The organism is Alcanivorax sp. 24 (genome assembly GCF_004360225.1).
In the GTDB taxonomy this organism is placed as follows: domain Bacteria; phylum Pseudomonadota; class Gammaproteobacteria; order Pseudomonadales; family Alcanivoracaceae; genus Alloalcanivorax; species Alloalcanivorax xiamenensis.
This window is the reverse complement of sequence record NZ_SNUA01000010.1, coordinates 86,923-112,342: the sequence shown is the minus strand read 5'-3', so window position 1 is coordinate 112,342 and position 25,420 is coordinate 86,923. Positions and strand designations below refer to the sequence as shown.

The 25,420-nt window shown below is 62.7% G+C and carries 27 protein-coding genes and 1 tRNA gene; 15 read left to right on the top strand and 13 right to left on the bottom strand.

Annotation, left to right across the window (positions count from 1 at the left end):
- Positions 1–32 precede the first annotated feature (32 nt).
- Positions 33–1,298, bottom strand: a complete 1,266-nt coding sequence (gene hemA, locus E0L37_RS14290) for a glutamyl-tRNA reductase (protein WP_133492394.1) — start codon at positions 1,296–1,298, stop codon at positions 33–35.
- 198 nt (positions 1,299–1,496) lie between these two features.
- Between hemA and E0L37_RS14285 the strand changes: the two genes are divergently transcribed.
- The 7 genes from E0L37_RS14285 to pth all read left to right on the top strand — a co-directional run bounded on the left by E0L37_RS14285 (position 1,497) and on the right by pth (position 7,236).
- On the top strand, positions 1,497–3,218 hold the full coding sequence (locus tag E0L37_RS14285) for a tetratricopeptide repeat protein (protein WP_133492393.1): 1,722 nt from the start codon (positions 1,497–1,499) through the stop codon (positions 3,216–3,218).
- The gene (gene lolB, locus E0L37_RS14280) at positions 3,215–3,775 is read left to right on the top strand and encodes a lipoprotein insertase outer membrane protein LolB (RefSeq protein ID WP_133492392.1); all 561 of its coding nucleotides are present in this window, start codon (positions 3,215–3,217) and stop codon (positions 3,773–3,775) included. Before E0L37_RS14285 ends, lolB begins: the two co-directional genes overlap by 4 nt.
- Entirely contained in the window at positions 3,772–4,653 is an 882-nt protein-coding gene (ispE, locus tag E0L37_RS14275) for a 4-(cytidine 5'-diphospho)-2-C-methyl-D-erythritol kinase (protein ID WP_133492391.1), read from the top strand. Before lolB ends, ispE begins: the two co-directional genes overlap by 4 nt.
- Before the next feature lie 12 nt (positions 4,654–4,665).
- Positions 4,666–4,741 (top strand) — tRNA-Gln (locus E0L37_RS14270).
- Between the two features lie 51 nt (positions 4,742–4,792).
- The gene (locus E0L37_RS14265) at positions 4,793–5,752 is read left to right on the top strand and encodes a ribose-phosphate pyrophosphokinase (protein WP_133492390.1); all 960 of its coding nucleotides are present in this window, start codon (positions 4,793–4,795) and stop codon (positions 5,750–5,752) included.
- Positions 5,753–5,947: 195 nt separating this feature from the next.
- A complete protein-coding gene (locus E0L37_RS14260; protein ID WP_133492389.1) occupies positions 5,948–6,592 on the top strand; it encodes a 50S ribosomal protein L25/general stress protein Ctc in 645 nt (214 codons plus the stop codon).
- Positions 6,593–6,651: 59 nt separating this feature from the next.
- Positions 6,652–7,236: an aminoacyl-tRNA hydrolase gene (gene pth / locus E0L37_RS14255; protein WP_133492388.1), complete on the top strand. Its 585-nt coding sequence runs from the start codon at positions 6,652–6,654 to the stop codon at positions 7,234–7,236.
- 12 nt (positions 7,237–7,248) lie between these two features.
- On the opposite strand, the gene E0L37_RS14250 is transcribed toward pth, so the two are convergent.
- Complete coding sequence (locus E0L37_RS14250) at positions 7,249–7,989, bottom strand: glutathione S-transferase family protein (RefSeq protein WP_133492387.1); 741 nt, start codon at positions 7,987–7,989, stop codon at positions 7,249–7,251.
- A 160-nt stretch (positions 7,990–8,149) separates the two neighbouring features.
- Between E0L37_RS14250 and ychF the strand changes: the two genes are divergently transcribed.
- Positions 8,150–9,241 carry a redox-regulated ATPase YchF gene (gene ychF / locus E0L37_RS14245; protein WP_133492386.1) on the top strand — a complete coding sequence of 364 codons (1,092 nt, stop codon included), beginning with the start codon at positions 8,150–8,152 and terminating at the stop codon, positions 9,239–9,241.
- Positions 9,242–9,435: 194 nt separating this feature from the next.
- Complete coding sequence (locus E0L37_RS14240; protein ID WP_133492385.1) at positions 9,436–10,050, top strand: NTP transferase domain-containing protein; 615 nt, start codon at positions 9,436–9,438, stop codon at positions 10,048–10,050.
- A 39-nt stretch (positions 10,051–10,089) separates the two neighbouring features.
- On the opposite strand, the gene E0L37_RS14235 is transcribed toward E0L37_RS14240, so the two are convergent.
- The 5 genes from E0L37_RS14235 to E0L37_RS14215 form a co-directional block, all read right to left on the bottom strand.
- Positions 10,090–11,013 (bottom strand): XdhC family protein, encoded by a 924-nt coding sequence (locus E0L37_RS14235; RefSeq protein WP_133492384.1) that lies wholly within the window; start codon positions 11,011–11,013, stop codon positions 10,090–10,092.
- A 44-nt stretch (positions 11,014–11,057) separates the two neighbouring features.
- The gene (locus E0L37_RS14230; protein WP_133492383.1) at positions 11,058–13,349 is read right to left on the bottom strand and encodes a xanthine dehydrogenase family protein molybdopterin-binding subunit; all 2,292 of its coding nucleotides are present in this window, start codon (positions 13,347–13,349) and stop codon (positions 11,058–11,060) included.
- Positions 13,349–13,819, bottom strand: a complete 471-nt coding sequence (locus E0L37_RS14225; RefSeq protein WP_133492382.1) for a (2Fe-2S)-binding protein — start codon at positions 13,817–13,819, stop codon at positions 13,349–13,351. The genes E0L37_RS14230 and E0L37_RS14225 overlap by 1 nt, the downstream gene beginning before the upstream one ends.
- A gap of 289 nt (positions 13,820–14,108) precedes the next feature.
- A complete protein-coding gene (locus E0L37_RS14220) occupies positions 14,109–14,327 on the bottom strand; it encodes a hypothetical protein (RefSeq protein WP_133492381.1) in 219 nt (72 codons plus the stop codon).
- Positions 14,328–14,355: 28 nt separating this feature from the next.
- Positions 14,356–15,132 carry a DUF899 domain-containing protein gene (locus tag E0L37_RS14215; protein WP_133492380.1) on the bottom strand — a complete coding sequence of 259 codons (777 nt, stop codon included), beginning with the start codon at positions 15,130–15,132 and terminating at the stop codon, positions 14,356–14,358.
- A gap of 88 nt (positions 15,133–15,220) precedes the next feature.
- On the opposite strand from E0L37_RS14215, the gene E0L37_RS14210 reads away from it, so the two are divergent.
- Positions 15,221–16,441: a helix-turn-helix domain-containing protein gene (locus E0L37_RS14210; RefSeq protein WP_133492379.1), complete on the top strand. Its 1,221-nt coding sequence runs from the start codon at positions 15,221–15,223 to the stop codon at positions 16,439–16,441.
- A gap of 36 nt (positions 16,442–16,477) precedes the next feature.
- Positions 16,478–17,107, top strand: a complete 630-nt coding sequence (locus tag E0L37_RS14205; RefSeq protein WP_133492378.1) for a PQQ-binding-like beta-propeller repeat protein — start codon at positions 16,478–16,480, stop codon at positions 17,105–17,107.
- Positions 17,108–17,208: 101 nt separating this feature from the next.
- Here the strand turns inward: E0L37_RS14205 and E0L37_RS14200 are convergent, their stop codons facing one another.
- Both E0L37_RS14200 and E0L37_RS14195 read right to left on the bottom strand, forming a co-directional pair.
- Positions 17,209–18,075: a DMT family transporter gene (locus E0L37_RS14200; protein ID WP_133492377.1), complete on the bottom strand. Its 867-nt coding sequence runs from the start codon at positions 18,073–18,075 to the stop codon at positions 17,209–17,211.
- 369 nt (positions 18,076–18,444) lie between these two features.
- The gene (locus tag E0L37_RS14195) at positions 18,445–18,882 is read right to left on the bottom strand and encodes a PACE efflux transporter (protein WP_133492376.1); all 438 of its coding nucleotides are present in this window, start codon (positions 18,880–18,882) and stop codon (positions 18,445–18,447) included.
- Positions 18,883–18,971: 89 nt separating this feature from the next.
- Between E0L37_RS14195 and E0L37_RS14190 the strand changes: the two genes are divergently transcribed.
- Complete coding sequence (locus tag E0L37_RS14190; RefSeq protein WP_133492375.1) at positions 18,972–19,850, top strand: LysR family transcriptional regulator; 879 nt, start codon at positions 18,972–18,974, stop codon at positions 19,848–19,850.
- A gap of 113 nt (positions 19,851–19,963) precedes the next feature.
- Here the strand turns inward: E0L37_RS14190 and E0L37_RS14185 are convergent, their stop codons facing one another.
- A complete protein-coding gene (locus E0L37_RS14185; protein WP_133492374.1) occupies positions 19,964–20,542 on the bottom strand; it encodes a carboxymuconolactone decarboxylase family protein in 579 nt (192 codons plus the stop codon).
- Between the two features lie 91 nt (positions 20,543–20,633).
- Between E0L37_RS14185 and E0L37_RS14180 the strand changes: the two genes are divergently transcribed.
- Together E0L37_RS14180 and E0L37_RS14175 are read left to right on the top strand one after the other, a co-directional pair.
- Positions 20,634–20,960 (top strand): helix-turn-helix domain-containing protein, encoded by a 327-nt coding sequence (locus tag E0L37_RS14180; RefSeq protein ID WP_133492373.1) that lies wholly within the window; start codon positions 20,634–20,636, stop codon positions 20,958–20,960.
- Positions 20,961–21,006: 46 nt separating this feature from the next.
- Positions 21,007–21,858 carry a DMT family transporter gene (locus E0L37_RS14175; RefSeq protein WP_133492372.1) on the top strand — a complete coding sequence of 284 codons (852 nt, stop codon included), beginning with the start codon at positions 21,007–21,009 and terminating at the stop codon, positions 21,856–21,858.
- On the opposite strand, the gene E0L37_RS14170 is transcribed toward E0L37_RS14175, so the two are convergent.
- Genes E0L37_RS14170 through E0L37_RS14160 form a run of 3 tightly spaced genes read right to left on the bottom strand, consistent with a single transcriptional unit; the run spans position 21,822 to position 24,390 of the window.
- Positions 21,822–22,769 (bottom strand): bile acid:sodium symporter family protein, encoded by a 948-nt coding sequence (locus tag E0L37_RS14170; protein ID WP_133492371.1) that lies wholly within the window; start codon positions 22,767–22,769, stop codon positions 21,822–21,824. The genes E0L37_RS14175 and E0L37_RS14170 overlap by 37 nt on opposite strands.
- A gap of 53 nt (positions 22,770–22,822) precedes the next feature.
- Positions 22,823–23,593: a serine O-acetyltransferase gene (gene cysE, locus E0L37_RS14165; protein ID WP_133492370.1), complete on the bottom strand. Its 771-nt coding sequence runs from the start codon at positions 23,591–23,593 to the stop codon at positions 22,823–22,825.
- 29 nt (positions 23,594–23,622) lie between these two features.
- On the bottom strand, positions 23,623–24,390 hold the full coding sequence (locus tag E0L37_RS14160) for an RNA methyltransferase (RefSeq protein ID WP_133492369.1): 768 nt from the start codon (positions 24,388–24,390) through the stop codon (positions 23,623–23,625).
- A 131-nt stretch (positions 24,391–24,521) separates the two neighbouring features.
- Here E0L37_RS14160 and suhB point away from each other — a divergent pair, with 131 nt between their 5' ends.
- Entirely contained in the window at positions 24,522–25,343 is an 822-nt protein-coding gene (gene suhB, locus E0L37_RS14155) for an inositol-1-monophosphatase (RefSeq protein ID WP_133492368.1), read from the top strand.
- Positions 25,344–25,420: the final 77 nt, after the last annotated feature.

Here is a 25,420-nt window from a genome sequence, read left to right as displayed (position 1 = left end):
ATGTTGAAAAAGAGGGACCGGGCGACGCGGCGTCAGGTCTGATCAGGCTCGTCGCCGAGCAGCAGTTCCCGGGCGGTGCGCAGATCCTCCACACGACCTTCGGCGGCCATCCGCCGCAGTGACACGCTGGGCTGGTGCAGCCATTTGTTAACCAGGTTGTGCTTGAAGCGGCGCAGGACATCCTCCGGATCCACGCCGTTCCGCAGCTGCGACAGTGCGCGCTCCAGCTCCTGGTCCGCCAGCAGCACACGCTGCTGCCGGTAATCCCGCAACACACCGGCGGCGCGCTGCTCACGGCGCGAACGGCGATGACGGTGCACCGCCTCCCGGATCAACTCACCGGCCTCGCGGGCCGCCTCCTGGCGGGCGCGAACATTCTCCTCGATGGCTTCCTGAAGGTGATCCACCGTATATAGATAGACGTCGTCCAATTTACCCACTTCCGGCTCGATATCCCGGGGCACGGCGATATCCACCATGAACACGGGGCGGTGCCGGCGCCGCTTCAGCGCCCGTTCCACCGTGCCCTTACCCAGCACCGGCAGCGGTGAAGCGGTGCAGGAAATAACGATGTCCGCGTGCTCCAGCGCCACCGGCAATTCTTCCAGGGCGATGGCGCGTCCCGCCACCTCGGACGCCAGTTCACTGGCCCGTTCCAGTGTCCGGTTGGCAATGACGATTTCCCGCACCTGCTGTTCATGCAGATGCCGGGCCACCAACTGGATCATCTCCCCGGCTCCGACCAGCAATGCACGGCTTTTCTTCAGGTCAGAGAAAATATGCCGGGCAAAGGAGACCGCCGCATAGGCCACCGATACCGGATTGGCGCCGATACCGGTTTCCGTGCGAATGCGCTTGGCCACCGAGAAGACGTCCTGGAACACCCGCCCCAGTTCGCTGTTGAGCAGGCCAGCCTCATGGGCACGGGCATAGGCTTCACGCATCTGCCCGAGAATCTGGGGTTCTCCCAGCACCAGGGAATCGAGCCCACCAGCCACCCGCATCATATGTTCCAGCGCTTGCTCATCACGATACTGGTAGACCACGTCACGCAACCGCTGCGAGGACATACGCCGGGCACGGGCCAGCCAATCACTGAAATCGGGGATGGGGCCGTCCACCAGGCAATACAATTCGGTACGGTTACAGGTGGACAACAGCGCGGCTTCGCGAACGCCGGGCAGCTCATCGCGCAAGACGGCCAGCACCTGGTCGGCCTGATCCGCTGAAAACGCCAGTTGCTCACGCAACTCCACGTCCGCGGTGGTGTGATTGACCCCGACTGCGAAGAGATTCATATGGACAGGACGACCCGGCATGGGTCACGCATTTTGCTCGAAAGCGCCCGCGGAAACAATGAGAGCCTGTTTATAGTCTGTACGGCACCGCGCCACCAGGCCCGGGAGCAGCAGCGGGAGCCCCGTGGCGCGGCCCCTTGGGTGACGCAAATGTCTGTGCCATGATAGCCGCTCCCCCGTGCCGTGACAGCGAGTTCGATGAAACCACGTTCGCCGTTTTATGCCGCGATCCCGCCACTGATCGCCAGTTTATTGCTTGGCGGTTGCGCCAGTCCGGCCCCCAAGGTCGAGGATCCCGCCACCGCCTCCGAGCCCACGCCCACCATTCCGCCAGTCAAGTACGATGGTACCGATATCGGTGACCTGTTGGTGGCGGAAGCCGCCGCCCAGCGTCAGGCGCTGGATCTGACCCTGGATTACTACGCCCCGGTGGCGGAGCGCACCGGCGATCCCAAGGTGATTGGCCAGGCCACCCAGTTGGCCGCCTACCTCGGCCACTTCGACCAGGCCCGGGCACTGTCCAACCAATGGCTGGCGCAGTCTCCTCGGGACCCCGACGCCCTGCGTCTGGCCGCGCTCGCCGACATCCACCTGGGGGACGGTGATGCCGCCGCCGATCATGTGGATCGATTGGTGGCCCATCACGGCACCGAAGCTCTCGTGCCTCTGGTAGCGGAGGCCCAGAATCTGGATCAGCAGGGCAACCGGGAATTGCTGCATGCACTGTCCAGCCTCGCCACCCGTTACCCGGAGCACGCTCCGCTGTGGTATGCACGGGCTCTGGACTTGCGTGAACAAGGCGATCTGGAAGGAGCCATGGAAGCCACCGACGAGACCCTCAAACGCAACCCGGATCACAACGAAGCTCTGCTGCTGAAAGCCCAGCTCTGGCATGACATGGGGAAGCAGAAACGCGCCCAGCGCCACCTGCGCAAGATGGTGAATAAGGCACCGGAGCAGCGCCGTTACCGCCTCGCCTATATTCGTGTGCTGCTGGCCGATGGCGAGCACGAACGCGCCGAGGAACAGCTGGAAATTCTCGCCGCTCAGGACCCCGACGATCTGGATCTGCAATATTCCCTGGCCCTGATGGCGCTGGAGTCCGGTGCCGCCGAGGTCGCGCAGGAGCGGCTCCAGGCCTTGCTCGATCAGGGCTACCGCCCGGATGAGGTGCGCATGCAGCTGGCTCAGGCGGCGGAGCAGCAGGGCGTGCCCAGCCAGGCCATCGACCTTTATATGCAGGTGCAGGGTCCTCAGACTCTGCCCGCCCGGGTCCAGGCGGTACGGCTGATGTACGAGCGCGGCCAGACCGCCAAGGGGCACGCCTTGATGACCAGTCTGATGCAACAGCACCCGGCCCATACCTCACTGCTGTACGTTACCGAGGCGGAGATCCGCACCGACATCGGTGACACTCCCGGGGCCATGGCCCTGTTGGATGAAGCGGTCAGCGAGCTACCCGACGACCCCGATCTGCTCTATGCCCGCGCCATGACCGCCACGCTGCTCAAGGACTGGGACCGGGCCACCGGCGATCTGCGCAAAGTGCTGGCCTTGCGCCCGGGCAATACCGATGCTCTTAACGCCCTGGGCTACACCTGGGCGGATCTGGGGATCAATCTGGATCAGGCCCACGACATGATTCGCCAGGCTCTGGAGCAGGAGCCGGACCATCCCGCCATTCTCGACTCCATGGGCTGGGTGCTGTTCCGGTTGGGACGCCCCCAGCCAGCTCTGGACTATCTGCAGCGGGCCTACGCCCAGTATCCGGATGCCGAGGTCGCCGCTCATCTGGGTGAGGTATTGTGGAATCTGGGTCAGCGCGACGAAGCTCGCACGGTCTGGCGCGACGCCCTCGCCGACGACCCGGAAAGCGAGCTGCTGCGCGACACCCTGCAACGTCTGGGAGTGTCATTATGATGCGCATCGCCGCCCTGGCACTGGCCCTTTTTCTGGCCGCCTGTCAGCAGCAACCGGTGAGCACCGATTTCACCCGTCCCGACCAGATTCTGAAGTGGCGCATGTCCGGCAAACTGGGCTACCGCACCGACGCCGACGGCGGCTCCGCCACTTTTGACTGGCATCAGACGCCGCGCCAGGGCGAGATCCAGTTCTCCGGCCCCCTGGGTTTCGGCAGTGCCGAACTGCGCTGGGACCCGGGCCTGGCCCATCTGCGCACCGCCAAGGGGGAATGGCAGGCCCGCACTCCCGGAGAGCTGGCCTGGCACCTGACCGGATTCTGGCTGCCGGTCTCGGCACTGGAATACTGGAGTCGCGGCCTGGTCTGGCCGGGCGCCCCGGCGCGGAGTGACCGCGACCAGGCCGGCAATCTGACCACATTGAATCAGCTCGGCTGGCATCTGCAATTTGACCGCTATGAACCAGTCGGCCGGGTCACGCTGCCCCATCGCATCAAGGCGGAGCAGGACGGTAACCGGTTCACTCTGTTGATCCGCGACTGGCAACCGCTGCCATGACCCCCTTCGATCTACCGGCGCCGGCCAAGCTGAATCTCTTTTTGCATATCACTGGCCGCCGCCCGAACGGCTACCATGAGCTGCAAACCCTGTTCGTGATCCTGGACCATGGCGATCGCCTCTACTTTGAGCCGGGCGACGATCTCCACCTCCAATGTGACGCCCCCGACTTGCCCATCGATGACGACAATTTGGTACTGCGGGCCGCCCGGCTTCTGCGCGAGCACACCGGATGCCGCCAGGGCGCGCGTCTGCGTTTGCAAAAACGGCTACCCGCCGGGGGCGGGGTCGGCGGCGGCTCTTCCGACGCCGCCACCGCTCTGTGCGGTCTGAACCTGCTTTGGGATCTGAACCTGGAAGAGTCGGAACTGATGGCTCTGGGGCTGAAGCTGGGTGCCGACGTTCCGGTATTCGTGGCCGGCCACAGCGCCTGGGCGGAAGGCGTCGGCGAACGCCTGACTCCGGTGTTCATGCCCGAAGAATGGTTTCTGGTGGTGCACCCCGGCATTGCCGTTCCGACCGCTCGAATTTTCGGCGACAAGGAATTGACAAGGCACACACCCCCCATTACAGTACCGGCCTCGCTGGACAGGGGCATCCTGGACAGTCTGCAAAATGACTGTGAAAGCGTGGCCAAACGGCACTTTCCGCTCATAGCGGAAGCCCTGGACTGGCTCCAGCGAGAAGCGGGCAACGCCCGCATGACCGGCACCGGCGCCTGCTGTTTCGCACGCCTTGCCGGTGAGCAAGCAGCCCGGCAATTACTGCCGAGGTTGCCACAGCACTGGACAGGTTTTGTGGCACGAAGCAAACAAATCTCCCCACTCCGGGAGGCACTGGCAACGCTTCGGGCCAGACAGAATTCAGGAACGTCCTGAGCAAGTTAGTGTTGGGGTATCGCCAAGTTGGTAAGGCAACGGGTTTTGATCCCGTCATTCCCAGGTTCGAGTCCTGGTACCCCAGCCATCTTTCCTGTAGTACTTCAAAACAGTACTTTCAACATCCTAGGGGACGCCAGTGTCCAAACTCGTCATCTTTTCCGGTAACGCCAACCCGGTTCTCGCCGAGGCCATGTCCCGGCATCTCAGCATTCCCCTGGGCGATGCCGAAGTCGGCACCTTCAGCGACGGCGAAGTCGCCGTGGACATCCAGGAGAATGTACGCGGCAAGGACGTGTTCATCGTCCAGTCCACCTGCAACCCCACCAATAACAACCTGATGGAAGTGCTGGTGATGGCGGATGCCCTGCGCCGCTCCTCCGCCGGCCGCATCACCGCCGTCATGCCCTACTTCGGCTATGCCCGTCAAGACCGCCGGGTTCGCTCCGCGCGGGTGCCCATCACCGCCAAGGTGGTGGCCGACATGATTACCGCGGTGGGTATCGACCGGGTGGTGACGGTGGACCTGCACGCCGACCAGATTCAAGGCTTCTTCGATATCCCGGTGGACAACGTCTACGCCACGCCTCTGTTCGTGGCCGATATCGAGCGCCAGAAGTATGACGACGCCATGGTGGTGAGCCCGGACGTGGGCGGCGTGGTCCGCGCCCGTGCCCTGGCCAAGCAGCTCAATGACCTGGATCTGGCGATCATCGACAAGCGCCGCCCGAAAGCCAACGAATCCCAGGTCATGCACATCATCGGTGAAGTCGAGGGCCGCACCTGTATCCTGGTGGACGATATCGTCGACACCGCCGGCACCCTGTGCAAAGCCGCCCAGGCCCTGAAAGACCACGGAGCCGCCAAGGTCTACGCCTACTGTACCCACGCGGTACTCTCCGGCCCGGCCATCGACAACATCCGCAACAGCCCGCTGGATCAGCTGGTGGTCACCGACAGCATCCCGCTGTCCCTGGAAGGCGAAGCCTGCCCCAACATCCGCGTCCTCAGCCTGGCACCGATTCTGGCTGAAACGGTACGCCGGGTGAACAACGAGGAATCCCTGTCCGCCATGTTCGACCGCCTCGAGCTGGTGTAACGCCGGACGCCTGACGCTTTCCAAAAGCCCGCCTCGGCGGGCTTTTTGCTTTTCGTCCGGCGTCCGGCGTCTAGCGTCTAGCGTTCTTTTCCGGCATAATCCGCCCCCTTCCGGCCTGGTTGCCGGTTCCATTCGATTGATCCCTCCCGGTGCGCCTGGTCGCGGGGCGCCGTGGAGCTTTACCGGAGAATACTCATGAGCAATGAGTTTGTACTGAACGCTGAAGCACGCAGCGACAAGGGGAAAGGTGCGAGCCGCCGCCTGCGTCGTCTGCAAGACCGGGTTCCCGCCGTTCTCTACGGTGGTACCGACGAGCCCGCCATGCTGTCCCTGGAAATGCGTGAGCTGCGCAAAGCCCTGGAAAACGAAGCCTTCTACAGCCACGTGCTGACCCTGAAACTGGAAGGCAAGGAGCACCAGGCGGTACTGCGTGATCTGCAGCGCCATCCGTCCAGCGGCTTCCCGATCCACGCCGACTTCCTGCGCGTGGACACCAGCCATGCCATCACCATGACCGTTCCGCTGCACTTCATTAACGAAGAAACCAGCGTGGGCGTGAAGAAGGAAGGCGGTGAGGTCCACCACAACATCTCCGAGGTTCAGGTCAGCTGTCTGCCGCAGGACCTGCCGGAATTCATCGAAGTGGACATGGCCGATGTTGCCCTTGAGCAAGTGGTTCACCTGTCCGACCTGGTACTACCGAAAGGCGTGACCCTGGTCGAGCTGAGCCACGGCGAAAGCCACGACCAGCCGGTTGCCGCGGTACACAAGCCGAAAGTGCGTGGCGGTGGCGACGACGCCGAGGAAGGTGGCGAAGCGGAAGGCGAAGGCCAGGAATAATTGGCCCGAAACGAAACGGGGGCCTCGGCCCCCGTTTTTTATGACTTCAGGATAGCGACATGGCACCGGTCCGACTGATTGTCGGCCTCGGTAACCCGGGGCAGGAGTACGAGCAGACCCGCCACAATGCCGGCATCTGGTATGTGGACGCGCTGGCCCGTGCTCACGGGGTTCACCTCAACGAGGAAAAGAAGTACTTCGGTGTCACCGGGACGTTCACCTTCGAAGGCGAAACCATCCGCTTGCTGGTGCCCACCACTTTCATGAACCGCAGTGGCCAGTCCACCGCTGCTCTGGCCAACTTCTTCAAGATTCCCACCGAGGAAATCCTGGTCGCCCATGACGAGCTGGATCTGCCACCCGGCACCGCCCGGTTCAAGCAAGGCGGCGGGCACGGCGGCCACAATGGCCTCAAGGACATCATCAGCCGCCACGGCAACAACCGGAACTTTTACCGGCTGCGCATCGGCATCGGCCACCCGGGCAGCGCCCAACTGGTCACACCCCATGTGCTCAACAAACCGTCCACCGCCGACCGTACGCTCATCGAACATGCCATCGACGAAGCGGTGCGTTATACCCCCGATTTGCTGCGCGGCGACCTTAACACCGCCATGAACCACCTGAACGGCTTTCGCGCCTGACCGCCACGCCCTCTACCGGTCACTCAGGTAACGCTCCTTCACCCATTGCCCGGCGGGCCGTTCGCGGTTGGCCTGGAATTGCTGCTGGACCGGCTCCGGCAAACTGGCGATCTCAATCCCTTCCCAAGGGGTGCCGGCAATCCCCATCATCGGCGCCAGCAGACTGGCGGCGGTAATGTCCGCCAGCGTCAGGCTTTCTCCCACCAGGTAATCGCCCCCGTTCCGGGCTAACAGATTCTCCACCAGCGTCAGCCCTTCCTCGACCCGTTCGCTGGCATAAACCACCGATTTCGGCTCGATGGCGTACTTGCGACGGATCACCTGACGCAGGGGCGACGCCAGCAACCGCGTCAACCAAGGGGCCATTGCCGCCGGCGACAGCAACAGTTCCATGGTTTCCGGGCGATCCAGCACCTGTCCGTACATCCAGGTCCGCAAATGAACCCCCAGGCGGTCGAACTGTTGCTCCAGTTCAATGACCCGATGACGCAAGGCCGGCGCCTCGGGAATCAGGGAACGCTCGGGATAGTACTTCTCCAGGTAATAGGCAATTCTGGTCGAGTCCCCCACCCTGCGCTCACCGTCACGCAGCACCGGCACGGTACCGATCCGGGCCAGCCAGCGCGTTCGCGGCCAGTGCGCTCCGGGCAGCAGGTCGCGGGTCTCGTACGCCAGCCCCTTGTGCTCCAATTGCCAACGGCTCTTCTCGCAGTAATGGGAAATGGGAAACTGGTAAAGGATACGCATGATCATCGGACTCTTGGTTTTCTGACCAGCCAGTCTAGCCGCGCCCCGGCGCCGTCATATCGGCGCCAGCGCCTGTTCGCCACGGCTCCCTGGCAACCCCGCCATGGCGGTCGCTTTTTGCCGGCGGCTTGAGTAGCATTGCGCCCTCGAACGTGGAGGTATGGTTATGGGTATTCAGTGCGGCATCGTGGGACTCCCCAACGTGGGCAAGTCCACTCTTTTCAACGCCTTGACCAAGGCGGGCATCGACGCCGAGAACTTCCCTTTCTGCACCATTGAGCCGAACACCGGCGTGGTGCCCATCCCCGACCCACGGCAGGACAAGCTGGCCGCCATCGTCAACCCGGAGCGGGTGCTGCCGGCCACCATGGAATTCGTCGATATCGCCGGTCTGGTGGCCGGCGCTTCCAAAGGCGAGGGCCTGGGCAACCAGTTCCTGGCCAACATTCGCGAAACCGACGCCATCGCTCATGTGGTGCGCTGTTTCGATGACGAGAACGTGATCCACGTGGCCGGCAAGGTGTCCCCCCTGGACGACATCGCCGTCATCAACACCGAACTGGCGCTGGCCGATCTGGACACCGTGGAACGCGCCCATCAGCGCGCCACCAAGGCCGCCAAGGGCCAGAACAAGGAAGCCCAGGCGCTGTTACCGGTGTTGGACAAAGTGCTGCCGTTACTGAACGAAGGCGAACCGGCCCGGGCCGCCGAACTGAGTGACGACGAACGCAAACAACTGCGCAGCCTCAACCTGCTCACCCTCAAACCCACCATGTACATCGCCAACGTGGACGAGGACGGCTTCGACAACAACCCGCTGCTGGGCGCGGTACGGGAACTGGCGGAAAAGGAAAACGCTTCGGTGGTGCCGATCTGCGCCAAGATCGAAGCGGAAATCGCCGAGCTGGACGACGATGAAAAAGCCGACTTCCTGGCTGACCTGGGCATGGAAGAGCCTGGCCTGAACCGGGTGATCCGCGCCGGCTACAGTCTGCTCGGTCTGCACACCTACTTCACCGCCGGCAAAAAAGAAGTGCGCGCCTGGACCGTCAAGATCGGCGCCACCGCCCCGCAAGCCGCTGGCGTCATCCACACCGACTTCGAGAAAGGCTTTATTCGCGCCGAGGTCACCGCCTACGACGATTACGTCGCCTACAACGGCGAACAGGGCGCCAAGGACGCCGGCAAATGGCGCCTGGAAGGCAAGGAGTACGTGGTCAAGGACGGCGACGTGGTGCACTTCCGCTTCAACGTCTGATCCCGCTTGCCCCTCGCCCCAGGCGACCAGGGCCAACCCGCCCGTCAGGCGGAAACCGGCCCCACCGGTTTCCGCCCATGAACCTTTCAGCCCACCTTCAATCCGATAGCAGCCAGCTTACGGATAGACGCCGTTTCACTTTCAATGGGACGGCGCCATACTGCCTTTCCTGAATACGGATAAGAGGGCTATCGGTGCCAGGCAGGAAGATCACGGTCGCTGGTTTGTTGCTCGCCGCCGGTGAGGCCCGCCGCATGGGATCACACCATAAATTGCTGGCCGAATTCGACGGCTGTCCGCTGGTAAGACGATCAGCGCAAACCTTGTTGTCGTCCCGCCTTTGCCCGGTCATCGCGGTCACCGGACATCAGCACTCACAAGTCGAGTCGGCACTGAGTGAACTCGAGGTGGAACCGCAATTCAATCCCGCCCATGGCACCGGCATCGGCAGTTCCCTGGCTTGCGGGTTTGCTCATCCGGCGATCATGAAAACCGGCGGCACTCTGGTGATGCTGGCCGACATGCCGGCGATCACCCCGGATCATGTCCACCGGCTGGTCCAGGCATTTCGCCAGCACGGCGGTAACGTGATCGTGCGCGCAAGCTGCGACGGGCAACGCGGCAATCCCGTCATCATTCCCGAGGCCCTTTACAACGACATGCGGCAGCTGTCTGGCGATACCGGAGCTCGATCATTGATCGAGCGGTCGGAGTTGCCGGTCCTCGACGTGGAAACCGGCCCGGCCGCGCTTCTTGATGTGGACACGCCAGAAGCGGTCATCCGGGCGGGCGGCGTGCTGAAAATCTGACACCCCGCCAGCACCGGGCACGATCCACCTTACCGGGATTCAGACAAAGGTCACCAAGCGCGTCGCGGCGACATCGGCGAGCACCGAAATGGCCAGGGACGACGCCTCTCGCGCCGGCCCGAACAGGCCAATCGGCGCCTTGATCCGGGCCACGTCCTCATCACTGAAACCGAGGCCGAGCAAACGTTCGATGCGTTTACGGTGGGTTCGGGTACTGCCCAGGGCGCCGAGATAAAAGCCCGGAGCGTTCAGCGCCTTTTCCAGGAACGGCAGTTCCACATCCAGATCGTGATGCAGAAGCACAATGGCGCTATGGGCATCAGCCACCCCGTCCAACCCTTCCCTGGCCCGCGACGGGTCGAGAACGACGGCATCGTAGCCCGAGCATTCCGCCAGCAGGGCGACGCGTTCCGCTTCAATGCCGCCCCCGGATATCACCACCCGCGTCACCGGACGATAGACCGACACAAAGGTGTCATCGCGCCACCCGGCCTGTTCCGGTGACGCAACGCACCTCAACGTTTGCTGTTGCGGAGAGTAAGCCAGCCCGGCCGGACCGCGCTTGTCGAGACACGCGATAACCTGATCGATGGCGTCGATGTCTCTGAGTACATGAATGGCGACGGTGATGCCGCCTCCGCAGGGCAGTACGATGTCAAAAAATGGCGAGCCCTCGCCGTAGAGCACGGAGCGATCACGGCCCTCGGCCAGCGCGAGAAGCGCCTCGGCGGCGACGGCCGCTTCCACACAGCCGCCGGAAACAAAGCCGGCGAATTCGCCCTCCTCGGTGACCACGACCTGCGAACCGAGCGAGCGCGCCGCCCCTCCTCTTATGTCAACGAGCATGGCGATCGCCACACCGCCTCCGCGGAAGCTGGCCCGCGCGAATTTCAGCAGTTCGAGCGGGTCATCGGTCCGCAGCGTTCGGACCGGCGATGCGTGAACCCAATGGTGTTCCTTCAAGACCGACTCCGAAACAGATCAATCCGCGATCCGACTTGCCACATTCAGGTCACCGTCCCCACCGGCAAGCTGCGCACGCGCTTACCGGTGGCGGCGAAGATGGCATTGCACAGGGCCGGAGCCACCGGTGGCACCGGCGGCTCGCCCACGCCGCCCGGCGGCAAATCATGGTCATCGTTGAGCAGATGAGTACGTATCACCCGCGGCGAGGCGTTGTGGCGCAGCACCTGGTAGTCGTGGAAATTGCTCTGTTTTACACGCCCTTTCTCGAAGGTAATCTCGCTGGTGAGGGCCAGACTCAACCCCATGACCGCGCCGCCTTCCATCTGGGCACGAATGCGCTCGGGGTTGATCTGTGGGCCACAGTCCATGGCCATGTCCACCGCCAGCACCCGGACCGCGCCCTTCTCGTCCACGGCCACCTCGACCACGGTGGCGGTGTAGCTCATGAAGCTGTAACAGAAGGCCAGGCCCAGACCATGCCCCTTGGGAAGCTCCCGTCCCCATTTGGCGCCTTGGCAGGCGGCCTCGATGACGCCACGCAAACGGCCCGTGTCGTAAGGATAGCGTTCCGGTGACTCGGTGTAGTTCCAGGTGTCAGCCATGTCGCCGGGATCGATGCGGCGTGGCGGACCAATCAGATCGAGCGCGAACTGCCGGTGGTCCTTGCCGGCGCGGTGCGCCAGTTCGGCGATGAAACATTGCGCCGCGAAAGCATGAGGAATGTTGGCCACCGACCGGAACCAGCCGATGCGCGCGTGGGCGGCGACCTCCGCGGTTTCGACCCGTACATTCGGAATCCGGTAAGGCATGTTGATGGCCGACATGGCCGACTCGAAAAGCTGCTGCCCCTTGGCGCCCTCGGCGAACAACGAGGCAATAGTGGGGGCGGCGCTGCGATGCAGCCAGGACTGAACCTTTCCGGCCTGGTCGATGACTGCTTCCAGCCGTTCCGCCGAAACGGTGTGCAGGTAGTCGTGGTGGATGTCGTCTTCGCGGGTCCATACCAGCTTGACCGGCGTCCCTTCGGGCATGGCCCGGGCAACGATGGCCGCTTCGTCAACATAATCCGGTTTGGATTTCCGGCCGAAGCCGCCGCCCAGCAGCAGCACGTTGACCTTGACGTCCTCGGGTTTGAGTTTCAGTCGTGCCGCGACCGCCTGTTGCGCCGCCGCCGGATTCTGCACCGAGGTCCAGACCTCGGCGCGACCCTCCTTGATCAGCACCGTGGCTACCGGCGGTTCCATCGACGCATGCGCCAAATGCGGGATGTAGTAGTCAGCGGCGAACCGCTCCGTCTCGGCGGCGTCGTTCCACACGCTCACGGCATCACCGTTATCACGAATGGTTTTACCCGTTGCACGCGAGGCCTGCGCCAGTGTCTCGCGGAAGTCGGCGGAGTGGTAGCCACCGTTGGGGCCGTCGTCCCACTCTATCTCCAGAGCTTCGCGGCCCTTGATCGCGGCCCAGGTGTTGCGCGCCACCACGGCGACACCGCCCAGCGGCTGGAATGCCGGCGCCCCCTGGAAAGCGGGAATCTCCACCACCTTCACGACACCGGGCACGGCCAGAGCTTTCTCACTGTCGAAACGGCGCGGCTTGCCGCCCACCACGGGCGGGCGCGCCACCACGGCGTAAACCATGCCAGGCAGACGCATATCCATGCCATAGGTGGCCTGGCCCTTGCCAATGGCCTCCAGGTCGACCAGGCGCACCTGGTCCTTACCTATGTAACGATAGTCGTCACGCGTCTTGAGTTTGAGCTGCTCCGTTCCGGGCACCGGTTGCCGGGCCGCGTCGGCCGCCAGCTCACCATAGCCCAGACGTCGCCCGGAGCTTTGGTGAATCACCTCATGCCGCACCGCCCTGACCTCGGACACCGGCACCGACCAGCGGACGGCGGCCGCCGCTTCCAACATCTGTCGGGCCGCCGCGCCCACACGTCGCATCGGCATCAGAAAATGGCGCATGCTACGCGAGCCGTCCACATTCTGGTTGCCATAACGGGCCTCGTTGGCTTCCGCTTGCACCACCCGCACGCGATCCCAGTCGGCCTCCATTTCATCGGCCACCACCATGGGCAGACTGGTACGCACGCCGGTTCCCATCTCGGCACGATGCGCCACTATGGTGACCGTGCCGTCCTCGGCGATGGACACGAAAACCAGAGGATCGTCCACCGTACCGCCCGGCATGGAGTCGGCACCGTATTTCTTGGCATCCGCATCCGCGGCTCTGGCGATGGTAACCAGCCCCCCCGAGGTCACCGCCAACGTCAATGCCCCCAGGCTGCCCTGGAGGAAACGGCGCCGGGAAAGTTGTAAGGTCGTGGACATTATTCGCCTCCTTGCGCCAGACGGCCCGCCGCCTGCTTGATCGCGGCACGAATACGCGGGTAGGTGCCACAACGGCAAATATTGCCGCCCATGGCGCCATCAATCTGCTCTTCCGTGGGCGCCGGCGTCTTCTTAAGCAACCCCACCGCCGTCATGATCTGCCCGGCCTGGCAATAGCCACACTGGGCCACGTTGTGCTCAACCCAGGCCTGCTGCACTACCTGGCCGACACGGTCGGATGCCATACCCTCAATGGTCGAAATTTCACGCCCCGACGCCGCGGAAGCCGGTGTGACGCATGAACGAATGGGGGCGCCATCAAGGTGCACGGTGCAGGCACCACATAACGCCATGCCACAACCGAATTTTGTACCGGTCATACCGAGTTCATCGCGCAACACCCACAACAGGGGCATCTCCTCGGGAACCTCAACGTCCCTGGTTTTGCCATTGATTTTCAGTTGCGTCATGACGAACTCCTTCGCGTTGCAAATTGGCGTGGCAGCCCCTGAATAAGGGCCTGAGTTCATACCGCAAATCAAGAGCCGTGCAAAAAAACACGCATCCGGCCACTACGGTTCCATGGCTTGTTTGCGACATTCGTCACCGAATGATGTTTATCAACATCCGACAAAAAGCAATGTCAGGTCAATACCGCACTGTTGCCTGTTCCTGCCGGAATGATCCCGCCGTGGAGCGATGCCGGATCAAGTCCGGCATGCCGTTTTCAGACTTTTGGTTTGAACCCACTTCATGCCGTCACCAACGAGACAACCGGTCCAGCCAGGGCGCCGAGTGCAGCACGCCCATCAGAACATACATCGCCGCCATTCCCGTCAACCAGGACAAGTCATGCGCCGAATGATGAGAGCCGGCCAGCCCGGTCATCAATGCCATCATGATACACAGAGGGGTGGCCGCGAAGGCGAGAAAGCCGGCCACACCGGAAGTGGGCCGCCTTTCAGCTCCATTATTCATCGCTGTTTCTCCCATGCCAGCCGGTTATCTACACAGGCTCATAGGCGTCACGGTGCCGCCACCAGACACCACCGCTTTCGTTGCGCCCTTTGGGAGCCCGGTCAAGCCATTGGTAAGCTCCCCAAAGGCCATCGAGGCCGCGGGCGTAAGTGGAGTAGGTGTGATAGACCACGCCGTCTTCGAGTATAAAGGCGCTCATGCCCGGCCGATCCCGTTCAAAGGTCGGTGCATCCACGCCACACATAGCCGCGAACGTGGCTTCCGCTTCCTCGCCGCCACCTTCCTTATTCGCGCGCCAGGGCCGTTCCGGTTCGCGATGGAAGTTATATTCAATGCCTTCGCTTTGTTGCTGTTTGGTGTACGAGGCGGAAAAGTCGAAATTGAAATCGCTGTGTTGCGAAGAGGCCCAGGAAAAATCCCAACCCATACGCTGCTTGAAAGAGCACAGCTTCTGTAATGGTGCCCGGGAGACGGCCCACAACATGACATCGTGCCGCGCCAAATGCGTGACGAAACCATTGAAGCCATCAGCGATCATCGAACAGGATGGACACCCCGCCTTCCAATCGGGGCCGAACATGAAATGGTAGATCAGCAGTTGGGATCGCCCCTCGAACAGATCGGCCAGGGAAGCATTGCCCCTATCGGTTTCAAACACATAGCTCTTGTCCACCGGCACCCAAGGCAGAGCCTGCCGCCGCCGTGCCAACTCATCGCCGCGCCGTGTCAGTTCCTTTTCCTCCCGCAACAGTTGTAACCGCGCCTTCAACCATTCTTCATGGGTTCCAATAACGTGGCTTGTCATGATGATGCCCTCCAAGTGATTGTTGGTCATGGGCTATGCTAGGTATCAACCAGCGGGCAGCGTGAGTAACAAAGATGGCGGGATTCCGATGGATTCATTGATCACGGCGGCGGCTCGTGCTCTCGCGGCGGGCGATCCGCTGGCCGCGCTCAACCAGGTCGCCCTGCGTGATGACGCCGCCGCGCTGGCCATGCGCGGCATTGCGCTGGCGCAACTCGGGGACTTGACTCGGGCCGGTGCTCTGCTGAAAGACGCGGCTCGGGCCTTCGGAAAAAAAGAGGCTCTGGCTCGGGCCCGCTGCATCGTCGCCCAAGCCGAGGTCGCGCTGGCGTCACGCGATCTGGGTTGGTCCGAGCAGCCTCTTGAGTTGGCAAGATCAACGCTGAAAAAGCACGGCGAGCGGATCAACGCCGCCCATGCCCGACATATCCGAATCCGGCGCCAACTGCTGCTTGGCCGTCTTGACGACGCGGAGCTGGGACTGTCCGGAATCGACGCCTCGTTCTACCCTCCTCCCTTACAAGCCGCCCATGAATTGGTGATCGCCGGCATCGCCCTGCGTCGTCTGCGAACACGGCGGGCCCGAGCCGCTTTTGTCCGTGCCGACAAGGCGGCACGCCAAAGCGGCATTCCAGCTCTGATCGCGGAGGTGGAACAGGTCGCGATCACGCTGACGGTGCCAGCGGCGCGATTGATTCATGCAGGCCGGCAACGAACTCTACTGCTGGAGGAAGTGGAAACGCTGTTCGCTTCCGACACGCTGATCGTGGATGAATGCCGGCATCTGGTCCGTCGCGGTCGCATCACGGTTCCGCTCATGGGACGCCCGGTACTGCTCGCGCTGGCCCGCATGCTGGCCGAGGCCTGGCCGCAAGACGTATCCAGAGACGCCCTCATTGAAAGGGTATTCCGAACCCGCTTCGCCGACGATTCCCACCGCGCCCGGCTGCGGGTGGAAATCGGGCGCCTGCGTCAGCACCTGCGAGGCCACGTCGGCATAAAAGCAACCCACCGGGGTTTCACCCTGGCTCCCGGGCCCGGCATGGAGGTGGCCGTGCTCGCCCCTCCGGTGGACGGAAAACACGCCGCCATGCTGGCCCTGCTTGCCGACGGCGAGGCCTGGTCCAGTTCGGCTCTGGCGCTGGCATTGGGCGCCAGTCAACGTACCGTGCAAAGAGCGTTGGAATCGCTGGCTCGGGCGGAAAAGGTGCAATGTTTTGGTCAAGGCCGCGCTCGCCGCTGGCTGCTTCCTCCGATTCCCGGATTCACGACAACGTTGTTACTCCCTGCCCCGCTGCCGGGTGGCTAGGATGAAAACACCTAGTGTAGCAACGAGGACAACCTCATGAAGACATCAGCAGCCGATCTGCTCCGTGAATACGGACCTTTCCCCGACATCAACGCCGTCCACGGCGTGTCCTTCGACGGCCGGCACGTCTGGCTTGCCACCGGGGAGACGCTCACCTCCTTGGATCCCGAGAGCGCTGAAACCGTGCGCTCATTGAACGTCCCCGCGGATGCGGGAACCGCTTTCGACGGGCAATATTTGTTTCAGATCAGCGGCGACCGGATACAGAAGATCGACCCGCGAAGTGGCACGGTCATCGCCACACTCCCCGCGCCCGAAGGCGGCAACTCGGGTCTCGCCTGGGGCGAAGGCGTACTCTGGGTTGGACAGCATCGCAGTCGCAAGATCCATCAGGTCGATCCGGAAACCGGGGCGATTCTACGTACTCTTGAGTCCAACCGCTTCGTCACCGGAGTAACCTGGGTGGAAGGCGAGTTGTGGCACGGCACTTGGGAAAACGATGAAAGTGAACTACGACGTATCGACGCCACCAGCGGAGAACTTCTGGAACGCATTGAGATGCCGGCCGGAATGGGCGTATCAGGGCTCGAATCCGATGGCCGGGAGCGTTTCTTCTGCGGTGGCGGTGGCAGCGGAAAACTGCGAGCCGTACGTCGCCCTGGATGACACAAGCGAACCAACAGTATAAGAGGAAAGCGCCCGGCATAAACCGCCGGGACCGCTTCCCTCCGTTCTTCTTTTTTCGGGATTATGGCTTTCTCACCTTGCTACTCGGTGGGCACCCGCTCCCGCCGGCCATGCACCACCGCCAGCCCGGCCAGGATCGCGATCATCCCGGCCAACGACATAACCGACAAAGCGTTGCCGAACACCAGGTAATCCAGCACTACCGTCACCACCGGAACCAGGTAGAACAGGCTGGTCACATTAACCAGATTACCGGAGCGAATCATTCGATAAAGCAGCAACTGCGCCGCCACCGAGACGCCCAGCCCCATCCAGACCACCGGCACCAGGAACCCCACACTCCATTGCCAATGAAAGGGCTGGAACGGGATCAGCAACACGCACAACACAAGAGTCACCGCGTACTGTAATGGCAGCACCTCACTCGGCGGCAGCGCGATACGTTTCTGCCAAAGCGCGCCCACGGTGACACAAAGCAAGGCACCCATGGCAAACGCCATACCGGTCCAGGACAACCTGGCCAACACCAGACTCTGGTAGACCACCAGTGTCAGCCCCAGCAAAGCCAGCAGCAGCCCGGCCAGACGCCACGGAGAAAAACGCCGCTCGGTGAGAACCAGAGTAAGGATCGGCTGAGCCCCCAGCACCGTGGCCAATAGTCCCGGTGTGACCTCATACTCCAAAGCCAGGAAGTAACACAGGGTATAAAAACCAATCAGCAACAAGCCGACGCCAGCCACGGGCAGACGCTGTCCTCGAGGAGGCAGCAAGCGCCCACCCCGGATCAGCAGCAAGACGCCCAGCGCCAGAGCAAAACGCAAAATCAAGAGGGCAAGAACCGAGCCGTGGTCCAACCCCCAACGAGTGACGATGGCGGCACTGCCCCACAGCAACACGAACGTGGCCATGGCGCCCTGGGCCGCCCAGAAGTTATTTTCCGTTTTCATGAAACACTCATCCATCGAATACGAACGGACCCCGACCTGACGCCGCGGAAACCGGGCGGCGAAGCCGTTAAAGCAGGTCAGGGAGGTAAATCAGCGGTATCAGCCGCGAACGACTTGGCGTACCACGGCAACGGATGTCCGAACCGCCGTGACGACGGAGGAAACCGGTGGGGACATGCCATGATCGCGTACGCGGTCGCCGGGGAACCGGACAGCTACAGCGACGGGAGTTGCGATCACATTCATGAGGGAGAATCCGTTCGTTCAGGATTTGACGGCGTCCATGTTAATACAGGAGCCGCTCATGCACCAGCATGATGCATGAGCGGCTCCCGCCGACCTGACTTTTGGATAATCAGCGGGCCGTCTTCAAATCGCCGCTTGCGCCATCGGCGCCACCGGAAACACCCGGTCATAGGCCCAGTTGAAACCGAAGGCATAGAACAGATAGAACAGCACCATGGCGAGGTCCATCATCAGCGCCTGCATCAAACCGATCCCCAGATACCAAGCCACCATCGGCAGCAGCATTACCAGCAAGCCACCTTCGAACAGCAGCGCATGCCCTACCCGCATGCGCAGGGTTTTCCTGGTATGGCCCAGCCAACGGAACATGGCGTGGTCGAATCCCAGGTTGAATACGAAATTCCACACGGTGGCGATGGTGGCACCGGCCACTCCCAACACGCCCATGTGGGCAGCCGGCAACTGGAACAGGTAAGCGCCGACCGGGATCATGATGGCCAACCCGATGACCTCGAACAGAACCGCGTGACGAACCCGGTCCTGAGCCGTACGCAATGCCATGATGGAGCACTCCTTGATGATTTGACGTGCGCCTAATCTATCTTCAATATCGCATTAATAAAGTTAGTTGCCATCTAAATTTCAGATAGATGAGTGTTTCTCTGGACCAGCTTCAGGCCTTCGTCGTCGCCGCCGAGACCGGCTCGTTCTCCGCCGCCGCCCGGCGACTGCGCAAGGCCCAATCCGCCGTCAGCACCCAGATTTCCAACCTGGAAGAGGATCTGGGGCTGGCGCTGTTCAGCCGCGCCGGGCGCAGCCCCTCCCTGACCCCGGCCGGGGAACGGCTGCTGCTGGAGGCCCGGGTGATCCTCGACCGGCGCGAACACCTGATCGGTGTGGCTCGCAGTTTCGAAGCTCATGTGGAACAGCGGCTGGTGGTGGCGATCGACGAGATTTATCCAGAGCAGGCCATGGCCGAGGTGTTCGCCGAATTCGCCCGGCACTTCCCCCATGTGGAACTGGAGCTGCTGTTCCCGATGATGGAGGACGTCAGCCGTCTGGTACTGACCGGCCAGGCCGACATCGGTGTGATGTGGCGTCAGGAAATTCTGCCCACCGAGCTGGGCTTCCAAACCCTTGGCTGGGTGCCGATCAAAATGGTCTGCGGTAAACAACACCCTTTGGCCAACGTACGGGTGGACTGGGAGGATCTGAAACGCCATCGCCAGATTCTGGTGGCCGCGCGTAACGACGGCCCCGAGAAACAGCGTTTACGAGTGGCACCGGAAGTGTGGTGGGTGGAAAGCCACTGGGTGATCCTGCAACTGGTGCGTCAGGGTATCGGCTGGGCCTTTGTCTCCAGCCATGTGATCAAGGCGTCACCGGTGGCGGCGGATCTGGCGATCCCGGAACTGCAGTTCGACGATTTTGATCTGCCGGTGGCGGTGGAGCTGGTCTGGCACAAACAGCGCCCCTGTGGTCCAGCGGCCAAATGGCTGCGGGAACGCTTCGCCGCCATCCGAATCTGAGGCCGTTTTTCTTCAGCGAAACACCAGCTCCGTTCTCACCATAGAAATAGAATCCACCACTGTCTGCGTATCACTCTCCTCAACCGGCCCGCTTCCGGCATGGTGAAAGAGAGTCAGGCCGGCGCGTCGGCTTCACCGGCATCGGGAAAACGCCGCGCCCAGGGCTCCGGCGCCAGTCGGGCGGTGTTAGCGATGAAACTGACGGTGGAATAGAACCCGCACAACGCCAGCACTTCCAGTTGCTGTTCCGTTTCCCAGTGCCGGGCGAACAACGAGTGCGCTTCCTCGCTCAAATCACCGCCACCAAGCAGTTCATCAACCACCCGGATCAGGGCTTGTTCCACCTCGGTCCAACATGGAGCCTCCGCCACCCCGTGCCGGGTAGCGATCAGCTGCGCCTCATCCAGCCCCGCGGCCTTGGCGAAAACCCTGGCGTGCACGCCCCACTCGTACTCGCACCCATGGCGCGCGGTGGTACGCAAGATCACAATCTCCCGATGACGTAAAGGTAACGGGCTGGCCTCATCCAGCAGTCCCGCCGCGCCGAGTTTGCGTAACAGACGGGGACTGCGGGCGAAAACCCGGAACAGGCTCAACACCACGCCGTCCCGCTGCGGGTAGTATTTGTCCAGTATGGCCTGAGTCTCGCTGTCGAATGGCGGTCCCGAAAGGGGCATCAAGTCATGTGTCATTGTCGTCTCCTGGTCGCTACAATATGTGTAGCACAGACTCAGTCTCCGCTACTTTTTATGTAGCAGTCAAGTCCTTCAACAAGGAATCGCCATGACCAAGAAGACCGTCAACCAACCGGTCCGGGGATCGACCACCGGCCGCCCGATCATGGTGTTGCTGGATATTCTCGGGCAGCGCTGGACGCTCCGTATTTTGTGGGAGTTGCGCGATTCGCCGCTGTCCTTCAGAGCCTTGCGTCAACGTTGCGACCAGGTGTCGCCCACGGTCCTGAACGATCGATTGAAAATCCTGCGCGAGTCGGGCCTGGTTCAACGGGAAGACGGAACCGGTTATCGTCTCAGCCAGGCCGGCGAGGAGTTGGGGACCACGCTGCTGGCGCTCAACCGCTGGGCCGAAACGCATTGGGCTGGCCGCTGAGCGCCCTCTGCTCCGCCCCATCCGGCCCCGGAAGGAAGCCCCATTGATGGATCGCACTCAACTGCAGGGAACGGGATACGCCTTCGGCACCAGCGCACTCTGGGGGGCCACCGGTATCTGGGTAGCGCTGCTGACGGTTCTACCGGTGTCTTCCACGCTGTTATTCCGTTTCGTTACCGCCGCCGCATTACTGGTACCGGCACTACTGCTCTCCGGCGGCATCCGCAAACCGACCCGCGACGGCTATGGCGCGGGCGCCCTGCTGGCCGCCTATTATCTGTTCGCCACCGTCGGTTTTTATTTCAGCAACGTGGTCAGCGTCTCGCTGTTGGTCTCCACCTCACCGTTCTTCGTTATGTTGATTCGCGTTTGCCGGCGGGAGGCTTTACGTGGCCGTGAGATAGCAGGCGGGGTTCTGGCGTTTACCGGTGTGTTGGTGCTGATTACCGGCAGCGCCGCAGCGACCACCGGCCGCCTTCCCGCGCTCGGTAATTTCTGCGGTCTGGGCGCCGCTCTGACCATGGCTTTGTATTCACTGGTCGGGCCGCGTTTACAGGGACAGGGTTGGACCGTGGTATTGATCAGTTGCCTGCTGGGCGCGCTGGTCAGCCTGCCATTCGCTCTGCCGACGCTGACGTTGCCCGAGTGGCCGCAATGGGGATTGTTTGTGGGGTTGGCGCTGTTCTCCACCCTCGCCCCCGGCTATCTCTACCCGCTGGCCTGCCAGCGCATCACCCCCACGGCAGCCACGGTAATCCGCCTCAGCACGCCGTTTTTCACCGCCCTGTTCGCCTGGTTGATCCTCGGCCAGACCCTGGGACTTCACCATTTGCTTGGCGCCCCGCTGATGCTGGCCGGGGTTTATCTGACGTTGCCACGAGCCTCTTCATCAGACTGAGCCGCTTCGGCGGACTCGGACTGGCGCCGCCAATACCAGGCCAGCACCGCGCCGGAGAGGTTATGCCAGACGCTGAACAAAGCACCGGGCAAGGCGGCCATGGCGGTGAAATGTTTCACCGCCAGCGCCACGCCGAGACCGGAATTCTGCATACCCACTTCGATGGCGAGCGTGCGGGCGCGGCGCGCATCAAAGCGGAACAGTCTGGCAACGCCATAGCCGGCGGCCAGGCCGATACTGTTGTGCAGCACCACCGCCAGCATCACCAGAACACCACCACTGGCGATACGGGATTGGTTCAGAGCCACGATGATGCCGATTACCAGGACGATGGCGGCCACGGAAATCAGCGGGAAGGCCTCACGCACCCGATCCAGCTTCGGCCCCAGTAAAGAATTGATCAGGGTGCCGCCGACCACCGGCAATAAAACGATCTTCACCAGGGAAACCAGCATCGCCGCCACCGGCACGGGCAGGGTTTCGCCCAGATACAGCCACACCAAAGCCGGCGTGGCCAACACCGCCACCAGGGTGGAAACAGCAGTCATGGCGATGGAGAGCGCCACATCGGCCCGGGCCAGATAGCAAATCACATTGGACGCGGTACCGCCGGGACAGGCGCCGACGATCACCAGACCGACCATCACTTCCGTGGGCAAGGCCAGGACCTTGGCCACCAGCAGCGCGGCCAGCGGCATGACCAGGTATTGCAGGACCACCCCCAGGCCAATGACGCCGGGGGCCCTGAATACACGCAGGAAGTCCTCCCAGGTCAGGGTCAGCCCCATACCGAACATGATCACCATCAGCAGCGGCACGATCCAGTCGGACAACGCCGCCAGCGGCGCCGGCATGAAATAGGCAAAGATGGAAAACAGAATCGCCCACAGCGGGAAAAGTCTCGCGATCATGCCCTGCCCTCGTTATTTGATGTTGTTGTTCTGGGTACCGCCGCGCCAGTCCGTCAGTCGGTGCCTTCCCGGGCCTTGATGGACTCGAAGTCCTCATCCTTCAATTCCGGCAGCTGCTCGTCACAGCCCTGGATGCCCTGGCGGCGCAGGTTCTCGCACACCCGGTCCAGCTTGCCATCCACCGCGTGCATATGATCCAGCAGCGTCCCAATGGCCTCCGCCACCGGGTCGGGCATGTCATTGCTGACACCGTAAGCCTGGAAGCCGATCTTCTCGGCCATCTCCTGGCGATTGCGCTCCTGCTCGGAGGCCGGCTGGCGAATCACCCGTCCGGGGATACCGATCACCGTGGCCCCTTCCGGCACCTCCTTGGTCACCACCGAGTTGGAACCGATCTTGGCGTTCTTGTGCACGGTGAACGGCCCCAGCACCTTGGCGCCGGCGCCGACCACCACACCGTCTTCCAGCGTCGGGTGGCGTTTGCCCTTGTTCCAGCTGGTGCCGCCCAGGGTGACGCCGTGATAGAGCGTGACATCGTCACCGATTTCCGCCGTTTCGCCGATCACCACGCCCATGCCGTGATCGATGAAAAAGCGCCGGCCAATGCGCGCCCCCGGATGAATCTCGATGCCGGTCAGCCAGCGGCTGAAGGTGGAGATCAGACGCGCGAGCAGTTTCATACCATGCCGCCAACACCAGTGCGCCAGCCGGTGGAACAAGACGGCGTGCAGCCCCGGATAATTCAGCAATACCTCAAGGGTGTTACGCGCCGCCGGGTCACGGTGAAAGACGGATTGGATGTCCTCTTTGATCTGCTCGAACATAGTTACCTCTGAGAGCCTGTTTGCCTGCTCTATGAGCGGTCATCCAGGGCCTTCTCAATGGCCACCAGGGTGCCGCGCAGGATATTGATTTCCATTCTGTCGGGGCGTGCGCGCAGGAACAATCGCCGCATGCGGGTCATCACCTGGGCCGGTTTCTCCGGGTCCAGGAAGTCACTGCGCACCATGATCCGCTCCAGATGATCGAGGAAGTGCTGGACCGCGTCGTTGCTGGCCGCCGGCTCGTCCCAGTACATCCGGGGTGGCGTCATGGTGGCGCGATTGGCCCGCGCAGCCTTCGGCACGGTGTCGTCGTCAGCCAGCACCAAACGCAGTTCATAGGCAATCAACTGCACCGCCGACGCCACGTTCAGCACACCATACTCCGGGTTGGTGGGCACGGAAACATGCAGGTTACAGCGGTGCAGTTCTTCGTTGGTCAGGCCACGATCCTCACGCCCGAACAGCACCGCGATACGAGCATCGGCGGGCTCCTGTTCCAGTTGCTGGCCAAGCTCACGTGGCGTCAGGCAGGGCCAGGGGATACGGCGGCGGCGGGCACTGGTGCCCACCACCAGAGTGGCGCCTTCCAGGGCTTCGTCCAGGCTCTCGCAAACCCGGGCCGCGGCGAGAATGTCACCAGCGCCGGAGGCACGGGACGTGGCTTCGGCACTGGGGTAGATCTTGGGCGTCACCAGGCGCAGGTCGCTCAGCCCCATGGTCTTCATGGCACGGGCCGCCGCGCCGATATTGCCCGGGTGGGTGGTCCCCACCATCACCACGCGCACGTTATCTAACATGATGTATCCAGATCACGGGAAAGAAGGGAGTTTAACAGATTCTCACCTGCCCACGGTCCTCCGCCTCTGCTAAACTTCGCGGCAACACGGCCGTTGGCCGAATCGCTCTTTTAAACCGACAGGATACCGGCATGCACGCGCCGCAAGTGAACATTGCTCTGCGAGCCGCCCGCCAGGCGGGCAATCTGATCCGCCGCGCGGCGGAGAACAACGATCCCCTGACCGTGGATCAAAAGGGCATGAACGACTTCGTCACCCAGGTGGACCGGGCGGCCGAAGCTCGCATCATCGAGGTGATTCGCAAAGCCTATCCGCAACACGGCATCCTCGCCGAAGAAGGCGGCGAAATCGCCGGCACCGGTGAAGGTGTCGATTATCAGTGGATCATCGATCCTCTGGACGGCACCACCAACTTCATCCACGGCTTTCCTCAATATTGCGTATCCATTGCCCTGGCCATCAAAGGCCGGGTCGAGCACGCGGTGGTCTACGATCCGCTGCGGGATGAGGAATTCACCGCCAGCCGCGGTCGCGGTGCGTCCCTCAACGGCCGCCGTATCCGGGTCAGCAAGCGCGCCGGTCTGGCCGGCGCCCTGATCGGCACCGGCTTTCCCCTCCGCGCCGAACTGATCCAGCACCTGGATGCTTATCTCGGCATGTTCAAATCCATCGCCGAATCCGCCTCCGGTCTGCGCCGCCCCGGTTCCGCCGCCCTCGATCTGGCCTGGGTCGCCGCCGGTCGCATGGACGGCTTCTTCGAGATCGGCCTGGCGCCCTGGGACATGGCCGCGGGGACGCTGCTGGTCACCGAGGCCGGGGGGCTGGTGGGCGATCTCGCCGGCGGCCACGGGCACCTGGACTTCGGCCATGTGGTGGCCGGAGCGCCCAAGGTCTTCAAGGGCCTGCTGCAGAAAATCCAGCCCCATCTCACCGCGGCTCTGCGCCGCCAATAAGCCCTGCGCGGGCTCGCTCCCGGCGGGCCCGCCGCCCGCCTGTTTTTCTCGATCACCCTGATTTGTAAATCCGATTT

Excerpts from the sequence above, each read along its gene's own strand:
- hemA (WP_133492394.1), bottom strand. The coding sequence starts at position 1,298 with ATGAATCTCTTCGCAGTCGGGGTCAATCACACCACCGCGGACGTGGAG.
- E0L37_RS14285 (WP_133492393.1), top strand. The coding sequence starts at position 1,497 with ATGAAACCACGTTCGCCGTTTTATGCCGCGATCCCGCCACTGATCGCC.
- lolB (WP_133492392.1), top strand. The coding sequence starts at position 3,215 with ATGATGCGCATCGCCGCCCTGGCACTGGCCCTTTTTCTGGCCGCCTGT.
- ispE (WP_133492391.1), top strand. The coding sequence starts at position 3,772 with ATGACCCCCTTCGATCTACCGGCGCCGGCCAAGCTGAATCTCTTTTTG.
- E0L37_RS14260 (WP_133492389.1), top strand. The coding sequence starts at position 5,948 with ATGAGCAATGAGTTTGTACTGAACGCTGAAGCACGCAGCGACAAGGGG.
- pth (WP_133492388.1), top strand. The coding sequence starts at position 6,652 with ATGGCACCGGTCCGACTGATTGTCGGCCTCGGTAACCCGGGGCAGGAG.
- E0L37_RS14250 (WP_133492387.1), bottom strand. The coding sequence starts at position 7,989 with ATGATCATGCGTATCCTTTACCAGTTTCCCATTTCCCATTACTGCGAG.
- ychF (WP_133492386.1), top strand. The coding sequence starts at position 8,150 with ATGGGTATTCAGTGCGGCATCGTGGGACTCCCCAACGTGGGCAAGTCC.
- E0L37_RS14230 (WP_133492383.1), bottom strand. The coding sequence starts at position 13,349 with ATGTCCACGACCTTACAACTTTCCCGGCGCCGTTTCCTCCAGGGCAGC.
- E0L37_RS14225 (WP_133492382.1), bottom strand. The coding sequence starts at position 13,819 with ATGACGCAACTGAAAATCAATGGCAAAACCAGGGACGTTGAGGTTCCC.
- E0L37_RS14220 (WP_133492381.1), bottom strand. The coding sequence starts at position 14,327 with ATGAATAATGGAGCTGAAAGGCGGCCCACTTCCGGTGTGGCCGGCTTT.
- E0L37_RS14215 (WP_133492380.1), bottom strand. The coding sequence starts at position 15,132 with ATGACAAGCCACGTTATTGGAACCCATGAAGAATGGTTGAAGGCGCGG.
- E0L37_RS14210 (WP_133492379.1), top strand. The coding sequence starts at position 15,221 with ATGGATTCATTGATCACGGCGGCGGCTCGTGCTCTCGCGGCGGGCGAT.
- E0L37_RS14205 (WP_133492378.1), top strand. The coding sequence starts at position 16,478 with ATGAAGACATCAGCAGCCGATCTGCTCCGTGAATACGGACCTTTCCCC.
- E0L37_RS14200 (WP_133492377.1), bottom strand. The coding sequence starts at position 18,075 with ATGAAAACGGAAAATAACTTCTGGGCGGCCCAGGGCGCCATGGCCACG.
- E0L37_RS14195 (WP_133492376.1), bottom strand. The coding sequence starts at position 18,882 with ATGGCATTGCGTACGGCTCAGGACCGGGTTCGTCACGCGGTTCTGTTC.
- E0L37_RS14190 (WP_133492375.1), top strand. The coding sequence starts at position 18,972 with ATGAGTGTTTCTCTGGACCAGCTTCAGGCCTTCGTCGTCGCCGCCGAG.
- E0L37_RS14185 (WP_133492374.1), bottom strand. The coding sequence starts at position 20,542 with ATGACACATGACTTGATGCCCCTTTCGGGACCGCCATTCGACAGCGAG.
- E0L37_RS14180 (WP_133492373.1), top strand. The coding sequence starts at position 20,634 with ATGACCAAGAAGACCGTCAACCAACCGGTCCGGGGATCGACCACCGGC.
- E0L37_RS14175 (WP_133492372.1), top strand. The coding sequence starts at position 21,007 with ATGGATCGCACTCAACTGCAGGGAACGGGATACGCCTTCGGCACCAGC.
- E0L37_RS14170 (WP_133492371.1), bottom strand. The coding sequence starts at position 22,769 with ATGATCGCGAGACTTTTCCCGCTGTGGGCGATTCTGTTTTCCATCTTT.
- cysE (WP_133492370.1), bottom strand. The coding sequence starts at position 23,593 with ATGTTCGAGCAGATCAAAGAGGACATCCAATCCGTCTTTCACCGTGAC.
- E0L37_RS14160 (WP_133492369.1), bottom strand. The coding sequence starts at position 24,390 with ATGTTAGATAACGTGCGCGTGGTGATGGTGGGGACCACCCACCCGGGC.
- suhB (WP_133492368.1), top strand. The coding sequence starts at position 24,522 with ATGCACGCGCCGCAAGTGAACATTGCTCTGCGAGCCGCCCGCCAGGCG.